The sequence below is a fragment of the Arminella tubonensis genome (assembly GCF_003240585.1).
GTDB lineage: Bacteria > Pseudomonadota > Alphaproteobacteria > Rhizobiales > Rhizobiaceae > Rhizobium > Rhizobium tubonense.
Map to the genome: position 1 here is coordinate 242,285 of NZ_PCDP01000059.1, position 23,660 is coordinate 265,944.

Consider the following 23,660-nt stretch of genomic DNA (forward strand, 5'->3'; position numbering starts at 1 on the left):
CGCCGCGAAGCTATGGCAGCGAACCCCGGCAAAAGATCAAAGGAGCGAGGACCGTGTTAGGCCGCCGCTCCTTTTGCTTTAAACCCGCAAGTCATTCGACGTCGAATTTGACGCCCTGTGCCAGCGGCAGTGTCTTGCCGTAGTTGATGGTATTGGTCGAGCGGCGCATATAGGCCTTCCAGGCGTCCGAGCCCGATTCGCGGCCGCCGCCCGTTTCCTTCTCGCCACCGAAGGCCCCGCCGATTTCCGCACCCGACGGGCCGATATTGATATTCGCGATGCCGCAATCCGAACCGCGGGCCGAAACGAAAGTCTCCGCCTCGCGGATGTCATTGGTGAAGATCGACGACGACAGGCCCTGCGGCACGGCATTGTGCAGCGCCAGCACCACGTCGAAATCGCTGTATTTGATGACGTAAAGGATAGGAGCAAAGGTTTCCTCGACGACGGGCCCGGTCTGCGACGGCATTTCGACCAGCGCCGGACGGACGTAGTAGGCGTCTGCGGAGCCGTCGGTTTCGACGCGATCGCCGCCGGTGACCTTCCCGCCTTCGGCCCTTGCCGCGGAAAGCGCGCTCTGCATCTTGTCAAAGGCCGGCTTGTCGATCAGCGGGCCGACGAGCGTGCCGGCCTCCAGCGGATTGCCGATCATCACCGAGCCGTAGGCCTTCTGAAGGCGCGGCACGAGCTGGTCGTAGACGCTGTCATGCACGAAGAGACGGCGGAGCGACGTGCAGCGCTGGCCGGCCGTACCCATTGCCGAAAACGCCACGCCGCGCAGCGTCAGGTCGAGATCGGCCGAGGGGCAGACGATCGCCGCATTGTTGCCGCCGAGTTCGAGGACGGCACGGGCAAATCGATTGGCCAGCCGCGGGCCGACGGCGCGCCCCATGGCCGTGGAGCCAGTCGCCGAGACCAGCGGAATCTTTGGATGGTCGACAAGCACCTCGCCGACATCGCGGCCGCCGATGAGCAGCGTCGACAGATTGGCAGGCGCCGTGCCACCCTCGGCGATGTAGCGCTTCAGCGCCTTCTCGAACAGCGCCTGGACGGCGAGCGCCGTCAGCGGCGTCTTCTCCGATGGCTTCCACACCGTCGAATTGCCGCAGACCATGGCAAGCGCCGCATTCCACGACCAGACCGCAACAGGGAAATTGAAGGCCGAGATAATGCCGATTGCGCCGAGCGGATGCCAGCTCTCCATCATTCGATGCTCGGAACGCTCTGTCGCAATCGTCAGCCCATAGAGCTGACGCGACAGGCCGACCGCGAAATCGCAGATGTCGATCATTTCCTGGACTTCGCCGAGACCCTCCGATGTGATCTTGCCGACTTCGATCGAGACCAGCCGGCCGAGCGCCGCCTTGCCCGCACGCAGTTCCTCGCCGAGAAGACGGATCAATTCGCCGCGCTTCGGCGCCGGCACGGCTCGCCACTCGAGAAACGCTTCATGCGCACGATCTATCGCCGCCTTGGCCTCAGCGGCCGAATGCTCCTTGAGGCGGCCGATCTCTGCCCCGGTCACCGGCGAGGTGACTGACAACGTGCCACCCTGATAGCGCTCGGCGGCAACGCCGAGTTCCGTCAGGACTTTGCTGGTTTCTTGAGCAAGATCGAAGGTCATGTCGGCTATCCAATATCTGTTGTTCTGGTCGATGAAAACGTCCGCCTCAGAAGCGGGCATCAGTGAAATGGGCGAGCTGGGCGCCGGCTTCGTACCACATTTCCTTGACGGCACGAAAGCTGGCGTCGCGCGGGTCGGTCAGCGGCAACGGCAAATCCTCCTCGGCGACCCGCCCGAGGATGTGTGCGGCCAGTGCCTTTCCGAATACGGTACCGGGTGCAATGCCGCGTCCGTTATAGCCTGAAAATCCGACGACATTCTGCGCAAACCGGTGAAAGCGCGGCAACGCATTGTCGGTCATGCCGATCTGGCCGTACCATTCGCATTCGAACTCGACATCGCCTATCTGCGGGAACAGCCTGCTCAGCGAACGCTTGGCCCAGCCTTTGTGAACGGCACCCCCGGTGTTGCGCAAGGCGCCGACACTGCCGAAGACGAGGCGGCCGGCCCGGTCCATGCGGAAGGACGACAGGATCTCCTTGGTATCCCACACGCCCTCACGACCGGGCAGGATCGAACGACAAAGATTGTCTCCGAGCGGCACGGTCGCAAGATTGAAATAGGGGAGATGCACCTGCTCGCGACGAACCTGCTCCCAGGGACCGGTGCTGTAGGCATCCGTCGAGACGATGATCCAGTCTGCCGAAACGCTGCCCGTAACGGTTTTGACCACCCATCGGCCGCCGTCCCGTTCGGTCGACGTTACCCGGCTACCGGTAAAGAGACTTGCGCCCGCTTTGATCGCGGCCTCGGCCAAGCCGCGTGCATAGGCAAGCGGCTGCAAGGTGCCGGCGCGCATGTCGAGCAGCGATCCCGCATAGGCCGCGCTGCCGACGCGACGTGCGGTCTCGGCTGCGTCCAATACCGCCACGGGAGCACCTCGGCTGCCCCACTGCCGGGCCCGCTCCTCGATTTCCTTCAATCCTTCGGAACCGACGGCGCAATGCAACGTCCCGTTCCTCTCCAGCTCGCAGCCAATGTCATGCTTTTCGATCAGCGCCATGACCAGTTGCGGCGCATTGCCAAGCATATCGAGCAGGCGCTCTCCGTAGACAGGCCCGAGCACGCCAGGCACGTCATCGGGCATCACCCACATACCGGCATTGATCAACCCGACATTCCGCCCCGCCCCGCCAAAACCGATCTCGTTGGCTTCGAGCAGGACGACCCTCGCTCCCTCTTCGGCCAGATGAAGCGCCGAGGAAAGGCCGGTATACCCACCGCCGACCACGACCACATCAGCGGCCAGATCGCCACTCATCGGCATCGTCTTTGGTGGTTGCGGAGCAGTTTTTTCCCATAGTCCATGGGAGCGCGGATTGTTGAGCATCGTTTCTGCTGCCTTGCTCCACAAGGAGCAACAATGAGATCGAGACCGATCGCGCGATTGCGAAGGGGTCATTCCAGGAATGCACAGGATAATAGCTTTACAGCCGCCCTGACAGCCGAAATAACAATATAAACTCACAAGCTCATTCTGATAGGGAATGACCATGCTGCCCGCACGCCGCTTCCTGCCATCGATTTCGTTGCTCGCCGCCTTCGAGGCGACGGCGCGCACAGGCAGCGTTACGGTGGCGGCCAGGGAACTGCATCTGACACAGAGCGCCGTCAGTCGCCAGGTCCGCGCGCTGGAAGAGCAACTCGGCGTCGATCTCTTCATTCGCGAGCGTCAGACCATGCGCCTGACGCTTGCGGGAGACAGCTATGCCCGCGAAATCCGCGAAGCGCTCCGGCGCATCTCCAGCGCATCGCTGAACCTGCGTGCCAACCCGCATGGCGGCACGCTCAATCTCGCCATCCTGCCGACCTTCGGCGCCCGCTGGCTGGTACCGCGACTACCGAAGTTTCTGAGCGACAATCAGGGCGTCACCATCAACCTGGTGACGCGGCTCTCGCCCTTCGATTTCCGGCTCGATTCCATCGACGCGGCAATCCACTTCGGCGCTCCGCATTGGCCGGGCGCAGAGCTGACCTCACTGATGGCAGAACGCACGCTGCCCGCCTGCAGCGCTGCCTTCCGAAATAGCCACCAGCTTGAAGACGCCGCCGATCTTCTCGATGTGCCCCTGCTGCACATCACCACCCGCCCGGATGCCTGGGAAGCCTGGTTCACGGCCAATGGCGTTCCATTTCAGAGCGTCCACGGCATGCTCTTCGACCAGTTCGCGACCGCCGCGCAGGCAGCGATTGCGGGGCTGGGGGTTGCGCTGTTGCCGACCTTCGTCATCCAGGACGAGCTTTCACGCGGTGATCTTGTTGCGGCCGTCGAGCACGAAATCGAGAGTGCCGAGCACTACTATCTCGCCTGCCCGATCGAGCGTGCAGACTATCCGCCGCTGGTCGCATTTCGAAGCTGGATTGTGGAGGAGGCAGCAAGCCAGGTCTGATCATTGCTGACGAATGACTTGCATGAGCGACCGGCTTTCGACCATTATGATAGAAACGGCCGCCTGAAGAGATGGCCGAGCCATTGCCATTCCAGGATAATCCCATGCATCCCATTTTCGTTCAGCTCCAGTGCGCGCCCGGCAAGACCTACGAGGTCGCCGACGCCGTCTACCAGACGGAGCTGGTATCGGAGCTTTATTCCACCAGCGGCGAATACGACCTGATGCTGAAGGTCTACATCCAGGAAGGCCAGGATATCGGCAAGTTCATAAACGACAATATTGCCAACATACCGGGTATCGTCCGCTCCCTGACGACGCTGACTTTCAAGGCCTTCTGAACCCGTTGTTCCACTTGCCGGCACGCGTGATTGGCTTGCCGAGCGGACATCGGCGTTAACCGTGCTGCCCGAAGCCGGACGCCTTGGCGCGCGAAACTAAGGATTTCTTAACCACCTCAGTGATCTCCTGATCCCGATGCAGGCCCGGCCGTACCAGAGCGAGGTCCGGCGCCGCATCGAGACGTGGCTGGCGGCATGAAGGTGGACCGATGAGATTGGCAGAAGCGCCGATATCCGAGACATTCGAGCGAAACGAAACGCGGCCGCTGATCGTCCACGTTGTCCGGCAATTTCTTCCGAACAAAGGCGGCCTCGAAGACGTGGTCGCCAATCTCTGCCATCAGTTGCTAGCGCGCGGCTACCGCATTCGCGTCGTCACCTGCGACAGTCTGTTCTCCGACCCGGAGCGCAAGCTCCCACCGCATGAGATCATCGACGGGCTAGAAATCGTCCGCATCCCCTGGTCCGGCAGCAGCCGCTACCCTCTTGCACCGCAGGTCTTCCAACATCTGGCCGATGCCGATCTCGTCCACGTGCATGCTGTCGATTTCTTCTTCGACGCGCTGGCCTGGGGCAAGTTCCTCCACCACAAGCCGATGGTCGCGACGACCCATGGCGGTTTCTTCCACACGCCGAAATATGCCGTAGTTAAGAAAGTCTGGTTCAACCTGCTGACACGTCTGTCCGCACACGCCTACCGGCAGATCGTTTGCTGCAGTCAATCGGACAGAAGGCTATTTTCGCGGATTGCACGCAAGCGTGCCGTCTTGATCGAGAATGGCGCCGACATTGCCAAGTTCGCCAATTGTGCAGCACTCGAAGCCCGTCGCCGCATCGTTACCATCGGCAGGTTCTCGATCAACAAGCGGCTCGATCGCCTGCTCGACGTCATGCAGGTCCTGGCGGCACGCCACCCAGATTGGCACCTCGACATCATCGGCACTGTGTCGGATCTCGACCAGTCGTCCCTTGAGCGCGAGATTTCGGCAAGGGGTCTTTCACGTCATGTCGCGCTGCATGTCTCGATCGACAATTCTGCCATCCGCAACATCATCGCCCGCGCGTCGCTTTTCGCATCCGCCTCGGAATATGAAGGCTTCGGCCTAGTTGCGATCGAGGCCATGAGCGCCGGCCTGCTGCCGATCCTCAACACGAATGAGGCTTACAAAGCGCTTGCTGAAACGCACCCAACTCTGATGCTCGCCGATTTCTCCGATCCGGAAGCGACCGCACTCGAACTTGCCTCCGCGTTTGCCAGGCTTGAGGCGAGTGGCCCCGACATCCGGGAAGGGATGATCGGCGACGCCGCGGGCTATTCCTGGGACAAGGTTGCCGAGCGCTATGTCGATCTCTACGCCGAAGCCACTACGCCGAAAACGTCGCAACGTCAGCCTTTGCGCCAGCGCGGCCACGTCGCATAGCCTTCCAGGATGCCGGTGAGCCAGGCGCGCTTGTATTGCACGGCCGCCTTGTCGCGACGCGCGGCGGCGACCAGCCAGCTGGCAAGGGGTCTCGCCAGGCGGTAGGCGACGTAAAACGCCGGAAAGCGCTGCTTGCGCATCAGCGCGCCGAAACCGCGGCCGTATTTGCGAGCTCTGTCGATCTGCCGCGGGCCGTATTCACTGGTCACCTGGTCGTGGTGAACGGTGAGCTCCGGAAAATAGCGGAGCGTCATTCCGCCCGCGATCGCCCTCAGTAGGAAATCAGCCTCCTCGCCGCTCTGAAACGGCGAGTCCGAGCCGACGCCCAGATCCTCGTCGAATCCGCCGATTTCGTGCAGCGCCGAGCGGCGCACGAAGATGCTGTTGGAATTGCCGCAGGCGAGGTAGTTCCATCGCGTGATTGTCAGTGGCTCGTCACCAGTCGGGCTGACTGAAGGCTCGCCAGCGGCATCGAGCGTACGGCCAGTGACGATGGCCAGATTCGGATGGGCCGAGAATAGCCTCTCTGTCACTTCGAGCGTGTTCGGCTCATACCAGCAGTCGTCGTCGGGAAAGCAGACATAGGCGCCGGTCGCAACTGCTATGCCATTGTTGCGCGCGCGCGAAATGCCCTTCGCAGAGCGGATATGCCGAATGATGAAAAACGACGAAAAGGCGGTGATCATCCCGACCAGCCGATCATCGGGATTTTGGTCGACGAGAATGACCTCGAAAGTATTGAGGCTTTGCCTCTTCAGCGATGTGAACAGCCGCTCAAGTTGATCGAAGCGATCGATCGTGCAGACGATCAGGCTGAACAATGGCTCGGCTCCAGCGAGGCGAATGCGGCTGCATGCATTGGGTGAGATGCCTTGGAAGCAGGTAAAAACGACAATTCTCTAAAGAGTAGACGGCAAACATTAAGGTATCTGAAATAGAGCGGCGGTATCCACTAGGAAGCGCTGATGCATTGGTCGAGCGCGTCAGGGAAACGATAGTCTTCATGACGAAGAGCATTATGGCGAATTCCGCGTTGAACGCTGCGGCAGGATTGACCCTGCTTGCCGTCGGCTTCGCCTGCTCCATCATTGCCGCCCGTCTACTTGGTCCCCAGGCTAACGGCATTATTGCATTTTCCCTCTGGCTCGTGACCACCGGCGCGCTGGTGGCCGAGCTTGGCACAGGCATAACGCTGCTGCGCCTCCTGCCGCAACTCAAGGTCCAGGGTTATTCGGCCGATGAACGGCGCGGCTTCGCGGCCTATCTCATGCAGCCAACGATCATCTCGACGCTCATTATCCTCGTCGGCTACGTCGCCTACTACTGGCAAGCGGAACGGCTGCATTGGGCGTCCCCCAACGCCCAGGCCATCATCTGGATTACAGCTGGCCTTTTCGTAACGCAGTCGATCGGCGCCTATACCAAGAACTACCTGATCGGCGAACAACAGCTCGCGCCGTTTTTCAGGCTGACGATTGCAAGTGCCGTTCTGCAGCTCGCGACGGTACTTCTTGGTGCGCTGTTCTTTGGCGTGAGCGGCGCGCTCGCCGGCTATGCCTTCGGCGGTCTGCCGATGTTCTTCTATTCTCTTCGGGTCGCCGTCGCGTCGAAAAATTCCTGCGGCGTCAGCTTGAACTACCTCGTTCGTTCGTCGCTGGTCCTGTCGGTCGAGTTCATCAACAGCTCGATTTTTCTCAATCGTATCGAACTTGTCTTTCTGCAAAGATATTGGGGTATCCAGGAGGTCGGCTTTTATGCCGTCGGCTTGTCCATCGCCAATCTCGCCTTGCAGCTTCCGGTACAATTGAGCGGCAGCCTGTTACCCTATTATTCCGAAAAAATGCATCTGCACGCGACCGGCAAGTTGCCGGTCAGCGTCTTCGAGGGCGTCGTTCGCAGCATTTCCTACATCACGCTGCCGATGAGCTTTGGGCTGGCGGCGATCGCGCCGGAACTGGTTGTCACCATCTTCGGTACAGCTTTTGCGCCAAGCGGCGGCATGGTTGCATTTTTGGCGTTGACGGCGGCACCCTATGTGTTCATGCAGATTGCGACGCAATACATGTATTCCATGGATCGCATGAGAGAACGTACCCTGATTGGCATCGTAGCCAGCGCGACCATGCTGGTCGGCTGCTTTGCCGTGGTGCCCTGGTATGGCGGCGAAGGTGCCGCGATCGTGCGCCTGCTGGCCTTCACGATCATGTGCGTGCTGATCGTCCGTCGCATGGAATTCGACGGTTCGATGCGCGGCATGTTCACGGCCCTCCTGAAGGTCGGCGCGGCATCGGTGATGTGCGCAGCGGCGGCCTATGGCTTCGTACAGTTGCTGCCGGGACTTCTTGGCCTGGCAAGCGCTGTCATAGCAGGCGTGCTCGTCTATGTGCTGGCATTGCGGCTCTTCAATGCAGTGCCCGGGGATGACATCGCGGTGATGCAGCAGATCGCCTCGCGCCTGCCGAGAAGGGCTCACCCGATTGCAATTCAAGCGTTGGCGCTGCTTGCGCCTCGCCGCGCCTGAGGAGCGGCTGCAATGGCCTCGCACAATAGCCTGACCGTGCAGACCGCTAGCGGCGAGACGATCGCAGCAGCTATCCCCGTGACATTCGCCGGAACCGTTGGCCTCTTCACCCCGGCCAGGGCACCAAGCGGCCAGGCCGCCGTACTCTTCCTCAGCCCGTGGGGCTTTGAGGAAATGTGCACGCGGAAATTCTGGCGCATACTGGCGGAAGACCTCGCCGACACGGGCATTGCCAGCCTCCGTTTCGACTATGCAGGCACGGGCGACGCACTGGATGTGACGGACACAAGCCGCGGCCTTGCCATTTGGGAGCAGACTGCCATTGCCGCAGCCGCCGAGCTGAAATTGCTTTCCGGATGCGAGCGGCTGATCCTTGTCAGCCAGGGGCTCGGCAGCGCGATTGCCGTCAACGTTGCCGAAAGACTTTCAACCGTCGACGGCATCGGATTTCTGGCCCCTACCCTTTCCGGCCGGCTCTATCTTCGCGAACTGACTGTCTGGTCGAAGATGATCGACGAGGGCATGGGGCTCCCCGATCATCAACGCGAAACTGACGGCGTGTCGATCGGGGGCTTGAGGATGCCGGAGGCGATCGCTGCCGATGTCCGCAAGCTGAACCTGATGGCTGCAACGGCCTCGCCCGCGCCGAATTGCCTCGTGCTGGCGCGACCGGGTCGCCCGGGCGATCTGGAGTTCGCCACGCACCTGAAGACCCTCGGTGCCCGCGTCGAGGAGGTTGCCTACAACGGATACGACGAACTGGTTGCCAATCCGACCATCGCCACCATGCCGATTGCCGATGGCAGGCAGGTTGTGCGCTGGGTCCGGTCGCTCGCCGGCGAAAGGTCCGCAAGTCCCGGGAAGGCGACGCCGGTCGGCCGCAGCGCCGAACCGCTTGTCGGCGACGGTTTCCGTGAAACGCCGCTACGCCTCGGTGAAGGCGACCGGATGTTCGGCATCCTCTGCGAGCCTGTCGGCTTGCGAACCGGAGCAACTGCTATCCTTCTGACGACGGCCTATGACCGGAGCGCCGGCTGGGCGCGAACGTCGGTTGCGATGGCAAGGAGCCTCGCGCGCAATGGCGTACCGTCGCTACGCTTCGATACGGCAAACGTCGCCGACAGCCCGCCCCGCCCCGGCGAGCCGGATCAGGTACTCTATTCGGAGAACCAGCCGGACGACGTCGTCGAGGCCCTCGACCTCGTTGAATCCCGCAAATTGCTGCCGGCCTTTGTCGTCGGTCGCTGCAGTGGCGGATATCTTGCCTTCCAGGGGGCACTTCGCGATGTCCGTTGCGGCGGCGTTATCGCCGTCAATCCCTACGTCTTCCATTGGGATCAAAGCCAATCAATCGACGGTGCTCTGCGCGTCATCCCTCGGTCACTCGAGACCTACGGCCAGAAGCTCCTGCGGCTGCAGACGCTGAGACGGCTCTATGAGGGCAATATCGACGTGAAGAATGCCGCGCGCAACGTCTTGACGTCATTGCTGTGGCGCGCATCCCGCCTCGGCCAACCGCTCCTCGATATCTTCCCGTTTCTCTCCAGGAGACACGCCGCCGTTATCGGTGGATTTCAGGCGCTGGTGAGACGCAAGGTCATCCTGTCGCTGATCTACAGCGCCCATGACATCGGTCTTGAACACTTCTGGCAGCATTTCGGCAAGAACGGCGGCGGACTGAGGAGCCTCCCAGATGTCCGCCTGACAATTATCCCGGACTCCAACCATAATCTGACGACGGCCCAAGCCCGCGAAATCTACCTGAACTCGATCGAAGAGATGGCGCTGCGCATTGGTTCCCCTGGCGACGCCGCGACCCGCAAAGAGACGACCGGCACCGTCAAATCTCAAAAATACGCCGACTACCCAGCGCCTTGATCTGCCCTGAAGGAACGACATCGCTGGTCACTCCATCCCGTGAAAACAGCCTCAATCGACGCGTCGAGCCAGGCGCGAGGTGGAACCAGTCGTCCTCGGCTCGGTAAGCGTCGAATTCGAGGTGAACGGACTGGGCCAGCCGATCGCTCGCTATCTCCACGAACCAATCTCCGTCCTGCTGCGTCAACGACGCCTGCAGGTCCGCCGCATGAAATGCCTTCGCTCGGCCAAGCGGAAAATGGAACGCCTCGGCAATCAGCGCTCCTGTGGCACGCGAATGCAGACGCGCGACCGTCACGTCATGCGACGGTGGGCCGAAGCGGAAGGCGTAAGTGGTGTCGAAGAACGCCCCGAAAAGATCGGTGCAGGCAATCCGTTGTTTTCCCCGCGCTGCAATCGAGAGCTCCCTGCGGCCGCTGACCACAGCCTGCTGGCCATCGCGCAGACAAACGACATCCAGGTCAAGGTCGAGCGGTATGCCCAGCTCATTGATGACATGCACATCAAGGCCGTTCGTCCCCTCGTCCAGCAACAGCACCTGAACCGGACGAAATGCGCGGCGCATCGCGTACCAGGCAGGCTTCGGCTCGCACGTCGAGTCGATCACGCCCCAGCCGGCGCCCGGCATGAGATCCTGCAATGTCCAGACGAGTGCGCCGTTGCAGCCGGATCCCTTGCGGCGCCATTCGGCATATGTCGCTTCGACGACTTCGCCGGTCACGGCGCGCGAAAGATCGAGATAGAACTCCGGATCTTCCCGACGCAGCCGATCCGGCGCGAAGCCATAGAGTTCATTCAGATAGTGATCCCGCACATCCTCGAAATCCCAGGACGCAGCGCGATCCCGCGGCACGCGTGCCTTCCATAGCGGGCTATGGACAGCCGGGACCGCCAGATGCCGCGCCAAGGTTCGGTCCTGCGGAACGTGTGCGAAGGCGAGGCTTTCGGCAGCGAAACGAACTTCCGCGCGACGCGCATCGTCCAGCGGCCGCATGTAGGCGCCGACACCGTAATAATGGGTCACGCCTGCATTCGGCGCAAACGGCATGGCCCCTCCCGAGGGCGAATTGACGACATAGGGGACATCGACGCGAAACTGACTGGCAATGCCTGGAATGATGTCCTCGGTGATCAGACTTGTCCAATAGCGCTCCGGCAGCCCGAACATCGCGGCCTGCTGATACATTTCGCTGCCCCCGCAAACCACTGCAAGAGATGGCGACAGGCGTGTTTCGCCGAGAAATTGCCTGACCTCGGTTTCGACATGCGCCTGGAAGGCCTTGTCAGTTTTCGGGTAGTCGAAGTTGGCAAGCATGAAGTCCTGCCAGACGAGAATTCCCAGTTCGTCGCAAAGGGCAAAGAAGTCGGCCGTCTCGTAAGCCATGGTGCCGCCGATGCGCACCATGTTCATGCCCGCCTCTGCCGCGAGCGCCAGCCACGGCTGGTAGCGTTCGCGCTCGCCGGAAAGCCGAACAATGTCAGCAGTGGTCCAGACCGCCCCACGGCAGAAGATCCGCTCGCCGTTGACGACGAGGGCGAAGTCCTCGCCATCCTCGCCGCGATCGATCGAAATGCTGCGGAAGCCGGTTCGACCGAGGTCGTGAGCTACACCATCGATGACCACCGACACGTCGTACAGGAAGGGGGTCCCATGCGTATGCGGCCACCACGGCTGCACATCGGAAATCTTGAGGACAGCCACGTACTGGCCACCGCCGTTCTTGGCAAATACCTGCTCGAAGGCCCCGCAGCGCAGGACGGCCTCGTTGATTTCGCTCTCCACGAAGAACGAGGCATATAGCCGCCCCTCTCCGGTATCGGCCAGTTCAGGTCGGAGCGTCAGATCGCGAACGACCACCGTTCCCTGGCGCACCAACGAAATCGGTCGCCATGGGCCAACCGCATGGATTTCCGGGCACCAGCCCGGCATGTAGCCAAGCAGCGTCGTGCGGATCATGCGCAATCCCTGCGGCGTGATCATCTGCGGCCGCCAGCGGGCGCGAGGCCCGGGCTCGGCCAGCCTCGGTTCCAGCGCGCGGAAACAAAGCGCCAGTTCGTCGCCGCCGAGGAGCGTCACCTCGATATCGTGGCTCTCGAACATGCTTTCGCTGGACAGGATTTTCTGGCCGTTCAGAAAGACCTCGCAAAGGGTCGCCAGGCCCTTCAGCCGTAGCACCGCGTCGCCTGCCTCCGCATCGAAAAGCCGGCAAAGATACCAGGCGTCGCGAGCGTTCAGCGCATATGGGTTGTCGCGATCGAACAGGCCGGCGTTTTCCAGTGCCTGCGCAACCGTGCCTGGAACAGTCGCTGGAATGAACTGCGTAGCAAAAGGAACATCCGCCGGCAGCGCGCAGGAGCCTGCGTCGGTCAGCACCAAGTTCCATCCTTCGCTGAGCAGGGTCTCCTCAGCGCCGATACTTGCCAAACGTCCCTGCATCGAGATTCCCCGGCTAAGGCATGACCCAGAATGCCGCGATGCGACTTCGGACAGGGTCAGGCCAAATCAAAAACTAGATGCGCTTCTCCAGCAGACCCATCATCGCATCCCATGCATCCGCCGCCGGATCAAGCGCAGTCTGCAGGGCCTCGAATTTCTTCCGCGTCACCGCGCGTGCCAGCTGAAATTGCACCGACTTGGCCGCTTCCGAAATCAGGCGGGCCTTGGCGCTAGCCTCTGCGAATTCGGCAGACAGCCAATCGAGGTGACTTGCCGACAGTTCGAAATTGGCACCGAGCTGCCGAAGCGTATTGAAGGCATACTTATGGAAAAAACCGAACGGCCGCTCCGCAACCGCTTCGACCTGAGACGGAAAGACTGCCGAAAAGGCACGGATCGGATTGGTCTTCGGGCGACGGCCGAAATGATAGTTCAGAAGCCGTCGCGACGTCTGGCGGATGGAGTCCTTGTCGGGCGGGCTATCCGGAAATTTCGCGAACTCCGTATAGGGAAGGAACGGGATATCGTCTTCACGGAGGTGAAGCTGGAAGATCCCGTCGAAATCCTCTCCGCCGAGCTGGAAGAAACCGCCATTGTGGAAGTAGTCGAGTTCACGCTTTTCCACATCGATGCGGTTGATCGCGACGGTCGTCTTGCCGTGTTCGCGCCGATAGGCCACGCCCTGCGTGTCCGGCATGAAATACGAATCCATCTCGACGAGGCAAAGCCTCCCGCGGCTGATCTGCTCGGCGACGTGACGCTCGATCCGGTCGTAGATCGCAAGCTCGGTGCAGCGGATATCGTACAGCGCTTCCAGGTCCTCGAGCGGCGCCTTGAAGAAGGTGAACTGGTCGCCTTCGAAATCCTGGGTCACGGTAAAGCCGAGCATCGCCTCCGGCGGCAGCCGCAGCGTGTTCAGCACCTCGATCCAGAGGTCGACGTAGCAATTTGTTTCAGGCCACATCCGCTCGCTGTCATGCAGCGGGTGTGGCGAATAAGCCGCGGGATCGAGCCCCTTGAACACCGATGGCATTGAGACGATCAGCCCCAAAGCGCCTTGCGCACCTTGGCCGGCCATTCCGCAACGTCGAGACCGTGGTGATGGAACAGCGCCAGAGCGATGCGCTCCAGTCCAAAGCCGACGCAGGCCGTATGTGCGACACTGCCGTCCTCGAGATTGAGGCCCCATTTGATCCCGAAAGAATCCTGGTGGTAGTTGAAGCTCATGCAGGCGGTCGGGTTGGCAGACGAGGTAATCGGGATCAGCAGCTCGAATTTGAGGTTCTGGTCGCGCTGGTTGTTGACCAGCATCTTGCCGGCACGGCCGAAAAAAGGATCGTTAGCAACGTCGATCGTAACGTCGAGGCCTACGGCTTCCATCATCTTGACACCCCGATCCATCCAGCTCTGGCGGAAATCGGTGACGTGCTGCTCGGTACCCATGCAGACATATTCGCGCATGCGGAAGAGCTGCTGGCGCGCCGGATCCTTCGAAGGCTCATGGCGGAAGCAATAGGACTGCAAGTCGAAAAGACCGCCCTTGGCCGGCAGGCGGCCACGCTTGGCAATCGTCGGATAGAGTGGGTAGCAGGCGGCGGGCGTCAGCACGATGTCGGTCGGCTCCTGCCCCTTGGTCCAATCGTCGCCGACTTCCATGCATTGGAGCAGGCTCATGTGGTCGAGTTCGCTGCCGCAGAAGCTGTGCACCGTGCCGGCGAGCTGCGGGAAGCTCTTCATATAGCCGCTCTTTTCGAAGATGGCGCGGTTCATGCCGGGCGGGAAGCGCATTGCCTCCGCGCCATCGCCGCCGCCGAACGCATCGATCAGCCGCTCGAAAGCGGCGATCACGTCTTCAAACTGGCCGCTACGGCCGTAGAGGCCGTCGACACCGGTATCGATCAGAAGGCCGGATTCGAAAAGGCGATCGAGAAACGAGGTCTGCATATCCATGGCGATTACCCCAGTAGACTTGTGTCTTGTTTGTGGACGAGCAGCATGGTCGACGTATTGCCGAGGATGCGGTCGTTCGAGATCATCAATTGGGCGGAATGCGCGTCGCGCAGGTGGCGTCCAAGGCTATAGGGCGTGCCGTTCTTGTAGCCCATGATGCCGCAGATCAGCATGGCGTGGTTGATGATCGGCAAGATCATCTCCGACGACGCGATCTTGACGTTGTTCATTGCGACTGCAAAAGCCATCGACGAGAGCCGGTCGGCATCTGCCTTGGCTTCTTCATAGACCTTCAATCCGGCAACGACATTCGATTTGACCATCTGCAGCAGGCTCGACACTTCCGCCAGCCGCAGCGCGCCTGGCGGCGGCGAGCCCGGCGACTTACGCGCAGCCGCGCGAACGAAGGCTTGCGCCCTTGCGACGGCATCGGTGGCAATCCCGTACCAGACGCCGCTCCAGAGAAGATGCGAGATGGCGAGCATCGATTGCGCCGCGATCTCGGCAAACGGCTTCGGCAGTATCTGGCCAGCAGGCGCCTCGCCCTTGAACAGAAACCCATCCGAGCAGGTGCCGCGCATCCCGAGCGTATTCCACTCGATCGTGCGCTCGAGCGTGTATTGACCCTTGATGAAAACGGTCAGAACCTGATCTGAAGACGCCGCGTCGGCATGGCTGCGCGAGGTAATCAGGATTGCGTCGGCATGCGCGCCATAAGAAATGACCGTCGCATCCTTTTCAAGAAAGCAGCGGTCGCCCTCGATCCGGATGGCGCAGATGCTGTTTCTCATGTTTCCGCCGATGCCGCCTTCGGTCGTAGCCGAGGCTAGCAGCAGTTGGTCCCGGGCGATGCGCCGCATGAAATCGCAGTGCCATTCGCTGCCGTTGCCATGCTCGACCAGGCTCGACAGCTTGATCTGGTGCATGGCGAAGACCATCGCACTGGCAGCACAGGCCTGGCCGAGGATCGAGCAAAGCTCGGCAATCTCGGTGATCGACGCACCCTCGCCGCCCAGCGCTATGGGGATCTGAACCGAAAGAAGCTTTTCCGCGCGTAGAGCATCGACTGCTTCACGAGGGAAACGCGCTTCCGCGTCGACGGCGTCCGCATGCTCGGCCGCAATCGCTGCAACGCGGTTGGCACGGGCCGCAAGGCTGTCCTGCGCTATTGCGACCGCGACGTTCATCAGGCGACCTTCCTGCTATGAAGGATCATATCGAGCGTCTTCTCGATGGCCGCGATGCTGGCAAAGGATTTGCGGTTCAGCAGATTGTCGGGAAATTCGATATCGAAGGCATCCTCGATGCCGAGCATGAGCTGGACCGATGCAAAAGACGAAAGACCGGCCGCATAGAGATCGGCCTCATCGGCGATCTGGTCCACTGCGACAGGAAGGCCCCCGAATTTTCCAAGCAATCCGCGAATAGTCTCGTTCATATCATCACCTCTAGAGCCACCGGCCGGCCGCTTGCACAGCCTTATCCCGAGGTGTGTTTTAGTAGAAAAATCGGAACATTCCGCTAATCGTCTTAGTTAAGGATCGCTAAGCATTTTCTGTCGAAAACTATCATTCTGCGACAGCCGTTACTCGGACGGCGGATATCTGTGTACGCCGCCCTGATAGTCGGAAACCGAATAGCATCCTTCGCCCGCCGCCTGGATGGCGCTTTCGCCGATGACCGCCTTGCCATGACCACCTGGTATGTCGAGGATGTAAGTCGGTTGGCACAACCCTGAGATCCGACCGCGCAATCCGGCAACGATCGCCTGGCCTTCCGATATCGTCAGACGAAAATGGCTGGTGCCGGGCGCCAGGTCTGGATGGTGCAGATAATAGGGCTTGATACGCGTCTCGACGAACCCGCGCATCAATTCAGCCAAAACATCCGGATCGTCGTTCACGCCCTTCAAAAGAACCGATTGGCTGACCATGACAATACCCGCGTCAACAAGCCGCCCGCAGGCGCTCCGCGCCTCCGGCGTCAGCTCGCGCGGGTGGTTGGCATGCAGGGCGACATAAGTCGTCTTGCCACTGGCCTTCAACGCTGCGATCAGCGCCTCATCGATCTTTTGCGGCTCGACAACCGGCACCCGGGTGTGAAACCGCACGATCTTGACATGTTCGATGCCAGCCAGCTCCTCCAGGATTTCCTGCAGCCGCCGCGGCGAAAGCACCAGCGGATCACCGCCGGTGAGTATCACCTCCCAGATCTCGCTGTGGCTCCTGATATAGTCGAATGCGGCCTCGAGCGCATCGGCGTCCAGCGTACCCAGACCTTGCGGCCCAACCATCTCGCGCCGAAAGCAGAAGCGGCAATAGACCGGGCAGATGTGCACCGCCTTCAGCAGCACCCGGTCGGGATAGCGATGCACAATGCCCTCGACCGGACTGTGCGCCTGATCGCCGATCGGATCGGCGCGCTCTTCCGGTGTTGCGACGAGCTCGGCAATGTCGGGGATGAATTGCCGCGCGATTGGATCAAGCGGGTCCGCACGATTGATCAGGCCAGCCATCGCCGGTGTCACCGCGATCGCATAGCGGGCCGCCACCGCTTCGAGAGCCGCCTTGCCGCCGCCGTCCACCAGCCGGGCTTTTTCCAGATCATCGACAGTTCTGATCGTGCGTACGATGTTCATATGCCGAACTCCGCCACCGGTGCCCACAATACCTGCTCGATCCGCGCGGCACCCGTGGCCAGCATTGCCAATCGGTCGAAACCAAGGGCGATGCCGCTTGCTTCGGGCATCACCGAAAGCGCGTCCAGGAAATCCTCGTCGAGCGGGTAGGTCTCGCCATAAATGCGAGCTTTCTCAGCCATCTCGATCTCGAAACGACGACGTTGCTCGTCGGCATTCGTAAGCTCGCCGAAGGCATTCGCGAGTTCGACGCCACAGGCGTAGAGCTCAAAACGCTCGGCAACGCGCGGGTCGCGCGCCGAAGGCCGGGCAAGGGCAGCCTCGGATACGGGATATTCGTCGAGTATGGTCGCGCGTCCGAGGCCCAGATGTGGCTCGACCTTCTCGACAAGAACGCGGCTGAAGAGATCCGCCCAATGATCATCTTCGGCAACGCGCATCCCGACCCGCCGGAGTTCCGACGCCAGATGGTCCCGATCGGTCGCACCATCTGCGCCGAGAGAGGCGAGCAGATCGATCCCGGCATGGCGATCGAACGCCTCGGCGACGCTGATGCGCTCCGGATCCGCAAACGGGTCCATATCGCGACCGCGATACGAGAACATCTTCGTGCCCATCGTCCTTGCAGACAGAGCCAGAATATGGGCGCTGTCGGTCATCAGGCTCTCGTAGCTCTCGCCGGCGCGATACCACTCCAGCATCGTGAATTCCGGATGGTGCAGCGGCCCGCGCTCGCGGTTGCGATAGACATGCGCGAAGCAGGCAATGCGCATCTCGCCGGCCGCCAGCAGCTTCTTGCAGGCAAATTCCGGCGAGGTGTGAAGATAGAACGGATGTACCTGTCCGTCCGTGGTCACCGCCTCGGTGCGAAAGCCATGCAGATGCGCCTCATTGCCCGGCGAAACCTGCAATGTCGCGGTGTCGACCTCGATGAAATCCTCGCGTGCGAAGAAGCCGCGCAACGCCGCCTGGATGGCATTGCGCCCGAGGAGAAACGGCCGTCGGTCCGCATGAACGCTCGGGCTCCACCAGGGAGACACTTTGCTGCTTGCAGGCTTCATTCCAAGCTTTCTTCATCGCCTCAGCCAACACAGGCTGGCTATTTCCACGATTTTAGGTTAGTTGCGCCCCGAAGAAAAACATTGCGTGCGTCTTGCAGGACATATCGGAAGTCCTCTACGCCGCACAAAGCCGCGTTACAAGGAAGTCTTATGGTCAAGGTCATCGCCTCTTCGATCCGCAAGGGCAATGTCATCGATAGCGATGGCAAGCTATACGTCGTTCTCACTGCTGAAAACTTCCATCCGGGCAAGGGTACGCCAGTCACCCAGGTCAACATGCGCCGCATTTCCGATGGTGTTAAGGTTTCGGAGCGCTGGCGCACCACTGAGCAGGTCGAGCGCGCTTACGTCGAGGATACCCCGCACCAGTTTCTCTACGAAGACGGCGAAGGCTTCCATTTCATGAATCCGGCAAACTACGACCAGGTTGCCGTCGATGCCGAAACCATGGGCGACCAGAAGGCCTACCTTCAGGAAGCCATGACCGTGACGCTATCGATGCATGAAGGCATTGCGCTTGCTGTCGAGCTGCCGCGCCACGTGACGCTTGAGATCATGGAGACCGAGCCTGTCGTCAAGGGCCAGACGGCTTCATCGTCCTACAAGCCCGCAATGCTGTCGAACGGCGTTCGCACCATGGTACCGCCGCACGTCAATGCCGGCACGCGCGTCGTCATCATGACCGAAGATAATTCCTACGTCGAACGCGCCAAGGACTGATACCTCGGGCCTCGTGCTTGTTTTGAGCCAAGAAAAACGCCCCGGTGCTTCACAGCCCGGGGCGTTTCCTTTTCCGGCGGAGCCGGATTGGTTTCTGCGACCGACTATCTCCTCCGGGAACGCTCCACGCTGCTGGGAAACGCTACGGAAAAAGCCTTTGGTTTTGACGCTCCTCCGGTAGCCGCAGGCGTCGTTGCCACGGTAGGCGCGGCTGCCGGGCTCACTGCTCCGGCGGGCGTCGTCAGTGCCTGCAGGTGGATAACCCGCGGCGACAGTGCCTGCAGATATGCCTCGGAACGGCCGATATAGATCGTCGTCGTATCCTTGAGCTCGGTCAGAAGACCTGCGAAACGCTCCTGGATATCAGGCTCTAGACCTTCCAGCGTTTCATCCATTATCAGCCAGCGCGGCTTGGCAAGCAGGGCATGCGCAAAGGCGACGGCTTTCTGTTCGTCCGTATCGAGCATGCGATCCCAGCGTGCCCTTGTATCCAGCTTGCCCTTCAGCCGATCGAGGCCAGCCTTTTCGATGGCGGTCTCGACATCGGCATCGGCGTATACATCCTTTTCCTCGGGGAACGTGACCGCTTCGCGCAACGTACCGCCCGGGACATAGGCGGTGTGCGGCATGAACAATATCTGCTCCATCGGCGGCAGGTCGATCTCGCCGAGGCCGCAGCGCCACTGGCCCGCGAGCGCCTGGAACAGCAGCTTGCGATTTACCCCATGATCGCCATTGACCATGATATGTTCACCGGCATTGACGGTAACGGTGCCCTCGCGGATTCGGAAACCGTTTTCGACGATATCGTCTGTCGTCTTAGTCGAGATTTCCAGATCCTTCAGCACCAGCGAGTCCGCTGAGGACGGTTCCATTGCGATGGTGTTAGGCAGGTCGCGGCTGATATCCATGTCCACCAGAGCCTGGCGGAAATCGGTGACACGCATCAGCGTTGCCCGCCACTCGGCGATGGGGCCGAAATTTGCGACGTACCAGCGCAATGCCGTATTCACCTGATTGAAAGCGCCCACCGCCATCATCAGCTGACCGAGGCTGAGACCTCCGGCAAAATAAGCGGGCGCTGCTACGAGGATTGGGATGACCAGCACCATCCAGCCATAGCTGGCAGATACCCAGGTGAGGTTGGTATTGGCGATCGCCAGCTGGCGAATGACGCCGAGAACCGAAGAGATGTCGCCGTTGATGCGCCGGCGCTCGTTTTCCTGGCCGCTGGCAACCGTGATCGCCGGCATATACTCGTTGGCATGCATAAGTGCGAAGCGCAGCTCTGCTTCCTTGGAATAACGATCGGCATTCAGCCGCACCAGCCTTCGCCCGACAAGCTGGCTGAGGATCGATGCCGATGCCGCGTAGATGATTGCTGCCCAGACCATATAGCCGGGGATCGAGAAGCTCGAACCGCGGAAGTGGAAGATGAAACCGCTCGACAATTCCCAGAGAACGCCGATGAAGCTGATGAGCAGGATCGTCGACTGAACCAGTCCGATCGCCAGGCCCGTCGTGCTTTCGGCAAGATTGCGGGCGTCCTCATGCAGCCGCTGATCCGGATTGACGCCGATCAGGCCCGAAGAGCCCAGCTTCAGCGCGCGCTTGCCCTTCAGCCATTGATCCACCAGATCACGGGCAAGGCCTTCGCGCATGTAAAGCGCGGCCATCTGGTTGAACCAGGCCTGGATCACGTTGAGAATCAACAACGTGCCGGCAATGATGCCAAATACGCCGAGCTGATGGAAAAATTCGCCCACGTCGCGACGCGCCAACGAATCGTAGAATGGTGCATTCCACTCGTTGAGCATCACCTGGACATAGGCGGTGATGAATATGATCGCGAAAAGCGCGACGGTCAAAGATATGATCTTGTAGCGAACGGCCGAATTCCAGAAAGCGGAAAGCATCACCCCGAGCCTGCTTAACACGCTCAGTTCATAACCTACACGATCATCCCCCTGTATGCTTGGCTTGCTTTGGCTATCGACGGCCATCAATGCTTCCCTGCAACGTCTTCCCCCAGATAATCATGGCCGACACGCATGTCCACCCATGCGATGGATCTACGCGATCACGTTAAGTTCCCTCCGGTATCGCGCCTTGAACCTGATGCAGCCGCCCAATAGTTTGCACTTCAAACCTTTATGAAGCCTTCCACGTCGTTTCGCGGCTTGCCTCGTCATGCCGACGTCTGGAGCCGCCCGGCCCGGCAAAGCGGGTTCCGTCGATTCGCGGACTGGAAATACCACCATTATATCCGAAAAGAGCGCTTGTGGCACACCCATGGCAGGCCATTGCCGTTCCACAAATGTGCGTAGTTCCGATCGACTTGGTCGTAACCCGCCGCCTAGCTTGCCGGGTAGAGTGATTCGCCGGTTGATTCGTGAGCTGTCCAGCGCTATTTAGGCAATTCGTGGTGATTTGGCCGGCCGGCTTGCAGCCACGTTAAATAAGTCGCTAAAAAGGGCCGCATGCGGACCGGTAGCGATTCTTTTTCGCCGCCGGTTTTTTGTTTTGATTCGAGTGACACCAATGCCCATCAGGATACCCGATACGCTCCCCGCCTTTGAAGCCCTCGTCAACGAGGGCGTTCGGGTGATGACCGAAACGGTGGCCGTCCGCCAGGATATCCGCCCGTTGCAGATCGGCCTCCTCAACCTCATGCCGAACAAGATCAAGACCGAAGTGCAGATGGCGCGCTTGGTTGGCGCATCGCCGCTGCAGGTCGATCTCTCGCTGATCCGCATCGGCGGCCACAAGGCGAAGAATACCTCCGAAGAACATCTGCTGTCCTTCTACCAGACATGGGAGGAGATGAAGCACCGCAAGTTCGACGGCTTTATCATCACCGGCGCCCCGATCGAACTGCTCGAGTACGAGGACGTGACCTACTGGGACGAGATGCAGCAGATCTTCGACTGGACGACGACGAATGTCCACTCGACGCTGAACGTCTGTTGGGGCGCAATGGCCGCGGTGTATCATTTCCATGGCGTGCCGAAGCATACCCTGAAAGAGAAGGCGTTCGGCGTATACCGGCACCAGAATCTCGCACCGTCTTCGGTCTACCTCAACGGCTTTTCCGACGATTTCGCCGTGCCGGTATCGCGCTGGACAGAGGTGCGCCGCCGAGACATCGAAGCGGTGCCAGGGCTCGAGATCCTGATGGAATCGCCCGAGATGGGCATCTGCCTCGTGCACGAAAAAGCGGGCAAGCGGCTCTATATGTTCAATCATGTCGAATATGATTCGACGTCATTGGCGGACGAATATTTTCGCGACGTGAACGCCGGCGTGCCCATCAAGATGCCGCACGACTACTTCCCGCACAATGATACTGCCCTGACGCCGCAGAACCGCTGGCGCAGCCATGCCCATCTATTCTTTGGCAACTGGATCAACGAGATCTACCAGACAACGCCCTACGATCTTGAAAGAATCGGCACGCATAGCCGATAAACTTTACCTTCCCCGGGGCGCTTGAGGAACAATGCGAACCCCTCTGCCGCCGCAAGGGACCGATGTACCAGTTCCAATTTTTGGGGCGGGGCCGTTGCGGATCAGGGCAAATGCGGGCAGGGTCGGGCCACGAATTTCAGCCATGGATGGATGATCGACAATGACGGAAAGTGCTTTGGAACGGGAAGTCTTCGGCAAGACGGCGGCTGGCGAGACCGTTTATCGCGTAAAAATTAGCGGCGGCGGCCTGACGGCTCACATCATAAGTTGGGGAGCGGTCATCCAGGATCTGCGCCTTGAAGGTCATGCGCCGTCGCTTCTGCTTGGCTTTGACGATTTCGATAGCTACCCCAGCCATTCGTCCTATTTCGGCGCCACGCCGGGCCGCTGCGCCAACCGGATCGGCGCCGGCAAATTCACGCTCGACGGCAAGAACTACCAGCTCGAGCTCAATGAAAAGGGCGTGACCCACCTCCACGGCGGCAAGGACAATACCGCGAAACGCAACTGGACGATCGTCGAGCATGCCCCCGATCGTGTCGTGCTGAAGATCGTCGACCCCGACGGCCGCGCTGGCTATCCCGGCAACTGCACCATCCAGGCCACCTACTGGGTCCACGGGAACGGCGAATTTTCGATCACCTACGAGTCCACGACGGATCAGCCGACCCTCGCCAACGTCTGCCAGCACGCCTACTTCAATCTCGACGGTCACGACGATGCGCTCGGCCACGACATCATGATTGCCGCCGACGGCTATCTGCCGACGGATGAGAAACAGGTCCCGACCGGCGAAGTGCGCCCGGTCGATGGCACGCCCTTCGATTTCCGCGAAATGTCGCCGATGAAGCGCATGGATGGCAGCGAGCAGGTCCTCTACGACCACAATTTCTGCCTGTCGCCCGAGCGCACCGCAAAGCGTTCCGCGGTGCTCGCGCGCAGCAACAACTCGGGTGTTTCGCTGGAGGTTCGCACGACGGAGCCGGGCGTCCAGTTTTACACCGGCTTCAAGCTCAACGTCCCTGTCCCCGGCCATGATGGTCAGAAGATCGGACCTTTCGCCGGGTTCTGCCTGGAAACACAAATCTGGCCCGACGCCATCAATCACGAGGGCTTTCCTGATGCCGTCCTCCGCCCCGGCGAAGTCCTTCGGCAGGAAACGGACTACATCTTCACCAAGAACTGAGTTCAGCGATATTTTCGAGGCTGCC

General features: G+C 60.6%; 19 protein-coding genes and 1 riboswitch. Of the genes, 8 read left to right on the forward strand and 11 right to left on the reverse strand.

The features are described 5' to 3' along the window. Positions 1 to 91 precede the first annotated feature (91 nt). Positions 92 to 1,624, reverse strand: coding sequence for an L-piperidine-6-carboxylate dehydrogenase (gene amaB / locus CPY51_RS25650; protein ID WP_111163232.1), 1,533 nt, complete (start codon positions 1,622 to 1,624; stop codon positions 92 to 94). Between the two features lie 46 nt (positions 1,625 to 1,670). Then, on the reverse strand, positions 1,671 to 2,954 hold the full coding sequence (locus CPY51_RS25655; protein ID WP_111163035.1) for an NAD(P)/FAD-dependent oxidoreductase: 1,284 nt from the start codon (positions 2,952 to 2,954) through the stop codon (positions 1,671 to 1,673). A 157-nt stretch (positions 2,955 to 3,111) separates the two neighbouring features. Between CPY51_RS25655 and CPY51_RS25660 the strand changes: the two genes are divergently transcribed. The 3 genes from CPY51_RS25660 to CPY51_RS25670 all read left to right on the forward strand — a co-directional run bounded on the left by CPY51_RS25660 (position 3,112) and on the right by CPY51_RS25670 (position 5,776). Next, a complete protein-coding gene (locus tag CPY51_RS25660; RefSeq protein WP_195909621.1) occupies positions 3,112 to 4,014 on the forward strand; it encodes a LysR family transcriptional regulator in 903 nt (300 codons plus the stop codon). A 104-nt stretch (positions 4,015 to 4,118) separates the two neighbouring features. Continuing rightward, a complete protein-coding gene (locus CPY51_RS25665) occupies positions 4,119 to 4,355 on the forward strand; it encodes an Lrp/AsnC ligand binding domain-containing protein (protein ID WP_111163036.1) in 237 nt (78 codons plus the stop codon). Positions 4,356 to 4,564: 209 nt separating this feature from the next. Then, positions 4,565 to 5,776: a glycosyltransferase family 4 protein gene (locus CPY51_RS25670; protein WP_111163037.1), complete on the forward strand. Its 1,212-nt coding sequence runs from the start codon at positions 4,565 to 4,567 to the stop codon at positions 5,774 to 5,776. Here the strand turns inward: CPY51_RS25670 and CPY51_RS25675 are convergent. After that, positions 5,743 to 6,597 carry a glycosyltransferase family 2 protein gene (locus tag CPY51_RS25675; protein WP_111163038.1) on the reverse strand — a complete coding sequence of 285 codons (855 nt, stop codon included), beginning with the start codon at positions 6,595 to 6,597 and terminating at the stop codon, positions 5,743 to 5,745. The two genes, CPY51_RS25670 and CPY51_RS25675, sit on opposite strands and share 34 nt — an antisense overlap. Positions 6,598 to 6,779: 182 nt before the next feature. Between CPY51_RS25675 and CPY51_RS25680 the strand changes: the two genes are divergently transcribed. Together CPY51_RS25680 and CPY51_RS25685 are read left to right on the forward strand one after the other, a co-directional pair. Next, complete coding sequence (locus CPY51_RS25680; protein WP_111163234.1) at positions 6,780 to 8,297, forward strand: lipopolysaccharide biosynthesis protein; 1,518 nt, start codon at positions 6,780 to 6,782, stop codon at positions 8,295 to 8,297. 12 nt (positions 8,298 to 8,309) lie between these two features. Next, positions 8,310 to 10,175 carry an alpha/beta hydrolase gene (locus CPY51_RS25685; protein WP_195909622.1) on the forward strand — a complete coding sequence of 622 codons (1,866 nt, stop codon included), beginning with the start codon at positions 8,310 to 8,312 and terminating at the stop codon, positions 10,173 to 10,175. Here CPY51_RS25685 and CPY51_RS25690 read toward each other — a convergent pair. From CPY51_RS25690 to epmA, 7 genes are all read right to left on the reverse strand, one after another. Continuing rightward, complete coding sequence (locus tag CPY51_RS25690) at positions 10,138 to 12,612, reverse strand: glycoside hydrolase family 2 protein (RefSeq protein WP_111163039.1); 2,475 nt, start codon at positions 12,610 to 12,612, stop codon at positions 10,138 to 10,140. The genes CPY51_RS25685 and CPY51_RS25690 overlap by 38 nt on opposite strands. 73 nt (positions 12,613 to 12,685) lie before the next feature. Continuing rightward, positions 12,686 to 13,645, reverse strand: coding sequence for a DUF1839 family protein (locus tag CPY51_RS25695; RefSeq protein WP_195909628.1), 960 nt, complete (start codon positions 13,643 to 13,645; stop codon positions 12,686 to 12,688). Between the two features lie 8 nt (positions 13,646 to 13,653). Beyond that, positions 13,654 to 14,562, reverse strand: coding sequence for an amino acid--[acyl-carrier-protein] ligase (locus CPY51_RS25700; protein ID WP_111163040.1), 909 nt, complete (start codon positions 14,560 to 14,562; stop codon positions 13,654 to 13,656). Between the two features lie 5 nt (positions 14,563 to 14,567). Then, positions 14,568 to 15,749, reverse strand: a complete 1,182-nt coding sequence (locus CPY51_RS25705; protein ID WP_111163041.1) for an acyl-CoA dehydrogenase family protein — start codon at positions 15,747 to 15,749, stop codon at positions 14,568 to 14,570. Beyond that, positions 15,749 to 16,000, reverse strand: coding sequence for an acyl carrier protein (locus tag CPY51_RS25710; RefSeq protein WP_111163042.1), 252 nt, complete (start codon positions 15,998 to 16,000; stop codon positions 15,749 to 15,751). Before CPY51_RS25710 ends, CPY51_RS25705 begins: the two co-directional genes overlap by 1 nt. 147 nt (positions 16,001 to 16,147) lie before the next feature. Then, a complete protein-coding gene (locus CPY51_RS25715) occupies positions 16,148 to 17,200 on the reverse strand; it encodes a lysine-2,3-aminomutase-like protein (protein ID WP_111163043.1) in 1,053 nt (350 codons plus the stop codon). Beyond that, positions 17,197 to 18,261, reverse strand: coding sequence for an EF-P lysine aminoacylase EpmA (gene epmA, locus CPY51_RS25720; protein WP_111163044.1), 1,065 nt, complete (start codon positions 18,259 to 18,261; stop codon positions 17,197 to 17,199). Before epmA ends, CPY51_RS25715 begins: the two co-directional genes overlap by 4 nt. 150 nt (positions 18,262 to 18,411) lie before the next feature. Between epmA and efp the strand changes: the two genes are divergently transcribed. Next, positions 18,412 to 18,981 (forward strand): elongation factor P, encoded by a 570-nt coding sequence (gene efp, locus CPY51_RS25725; RefSeq protein ID WP_111163045.1) that lies wholly within the window; start codon positions 18,412 to 18,414, stop codon positions 18,979 to 18,981. 104 nt (positions 18,982 to 19,085) lie between these two features. Here efp and CPY51_RS25730 read toward each other — a convergent pair whose 3' ends face one another. Then, positions 19,086 to 20,984 carry an ABC transporter ATP-binding protein/permease gene (locus tag CPY51_RS25730; protein ID WP_111163046.1) on the reverse strand — a complete coding sequence of 633 codons (1,899 nt, stop codon included), beginning with the start codon at positions 20,982 to 20,984 and terminating at the stop codon, positions 19,086 to 19,088. A 409-nt stretch (positions 20,985 to 21,393) separates the two neighbouring features. Next, positions 21,394 to 21,472: riboswitch (SAM riboswitch) on the forward strand. A gap of 50 nt (positions 21,473 to 21,522) precedes the next feature. On the opposite strand from CPY51_RS25730, the gene metA reads away from it, so the two are divergent. Together metA and CPY51_RS25740 are read left to right on the forward strand one after the other, a co-directional pair. Continuing rightward, the gene (gene metA, locus CPY51_RS25735; protein ID WP_111163047.1) at positions 21,523 to 22,449 is read left to right on the forward strand and encodes a homoserine O-acetyltransferase MetA; all 927 of its coding nucleotides are present in this window, start codon (positions 21,523 to 21,525) and stop codon (positions 22,447 to 22,449) included. 160 nt (positions 22,450 to 22,609) lie between these two features. Then, positions 22,610 to 23,635: an aldose epimerase family protein gene (locus tag CPY51_RS25740; protein WP_111163048.1), complete on the forward strand. Its 1,026-nt coding sequence runs from the start codon at positions 22,610 to 22,612 to the stop codon at positions 23,633 to 23,635. Positions 23,636 to 23,660: the final 25 nt, after the last annotated feature.

What these genes read in the sequence shown, in the direction of transcription:
- CPY51_RS25670 (WP_111163037.1), top strand. Translation starts at nt 4,565, where the DNA reads ATGAGATTGGCAGAAGCGCCGATATCCGAGACATTCGAGCGAAACGAA.
- CPY51_RS25730 (WP_111163046.1), bottom strand. Translation starts at nt 20,984, where the DNA reads ATGGCCGTCGATAGCCAAAGCAAGCCAAGCATACAGGGGGATGATCGT.
- CPY51_RS25690 (WP_111163039.1), bottom strand. Translation starts at nt 12,612, where the DNA reads ATGCAGGGACGTTTGGCAAGTATCGGCGCTGAGGAGACCCTGCTCAGC.
- CPY51_RS25705 (WP_111163041.1), bottom strand. Translation starts at nt 15,749, where the DNA reads ATGAACGTCGCGGTCGCAATAGCGCAGGACAGCCTTGCGGCCCGTGCC.
- epmA (WP_111163044.1), bottom strand. Translation starts at nt 18,261, where the DNA reads ATGAAGCCTGCAAGCAGCAAAGTGTCTCCCTGGTGGAGCCCGAGCGTT.
- CPY51_RS25665 (WP_111163036.1), top strand. Translation starts at nt 4,119, where the DNA reads ATGCATCCCATTTTCGTTCAGCTCCAGTGCGCGCCCGGCAAGACCTAC.
- metA (WP_111163047.1), top strand. Translation starts at nt 21,523, where the DNA reads ATGCCCATCAGGATACCCGATACGCTCCCCGCCTTTGAAGCCCTCGTC.
- CPY51_RS25695 (WP_195909628.1), bottom strand. Translation starts at nt 13,645, where the DNA reads ATGCCATCGGTGTTCAAGGGGCTCGATCCCGCGGCTTATTCGCCACAC.
- amaB (WP_111163232.1), bottom strand. Translation starts at nt 1,624, where the DNA reads ATGACCTTCGATCTTGCTCAAGAAACCAGCAAAGTCCTGACGGAACTC.
- CPY51_RS25715 (WP_111163043.1), bottom strand. Translation starts at nt 17,200, where the DNA reads ATGAACATCGTACGCACGATCAGAACTGTCGATGATCTGGAAAAAGCC.
- CPY51_RS25680 (WP_111163234.1), top strand. Translation starts at nt 6,780, where the DNA reads ATGACGAAGAGCATTATGGCGAATTCCGCGTTGAACGCTGCGGCAGGA.
- efp (WP_111163045.1), top strand. Translation starts at nt 18,412, where the DNA reads ATGGTCAAGGTCATCGCCTCTTCGATCCGCAAGGGCAATGTCATCGAT.
- CPY51_RS25710 (WP_111163042.1), bottom strand. Translation starts at nt 16,000, where the DNA reads ATGAACGAGACTATTCGCGGATTGCTTGGAAAATTCGGGGGCCTTCCT.
- CPY51_RS25655 (WP_111163035.1), bottom strand. Translation starts at nt 2,954, where the DNA reads ATGCTCAACAATCCGCGCTCCCATGGACTATGGGAAAAAACTGCTCCG.
- CPY51_RS25740 (WP_111163048.1), top strand. Translation starts at nt 22,610, where the DNA reads ATGACGGAAAGTGCTTTGGAACGGGAAGTCTTCGGCAAGACGGCGGCT.
- CPY51_RS25660 (WP_195909621.1), top strand. Translation starts at nt 3,112, where the DNA reads ATGACCATGCTGCCCGCACGCCGCTTCCTGCCATCGATTTCGTTGCTC.
- CPY51_RS25685 (WP_195909622.1), top strand. Translation starts at nt 8,310, where the DNA reads ATGGCCTCGCACAATAGCCTGACCGTGCAGACCGCTAGCGGCGAGACG.
- CPY51_RS25700 (WP_111163040.1), bottom strand. Translation starts at nt 14,562, where the DNA reads ATGGATATGCAGACCTCGTTTCTCGATCGCCTTTTCGAATCCGGCCTT.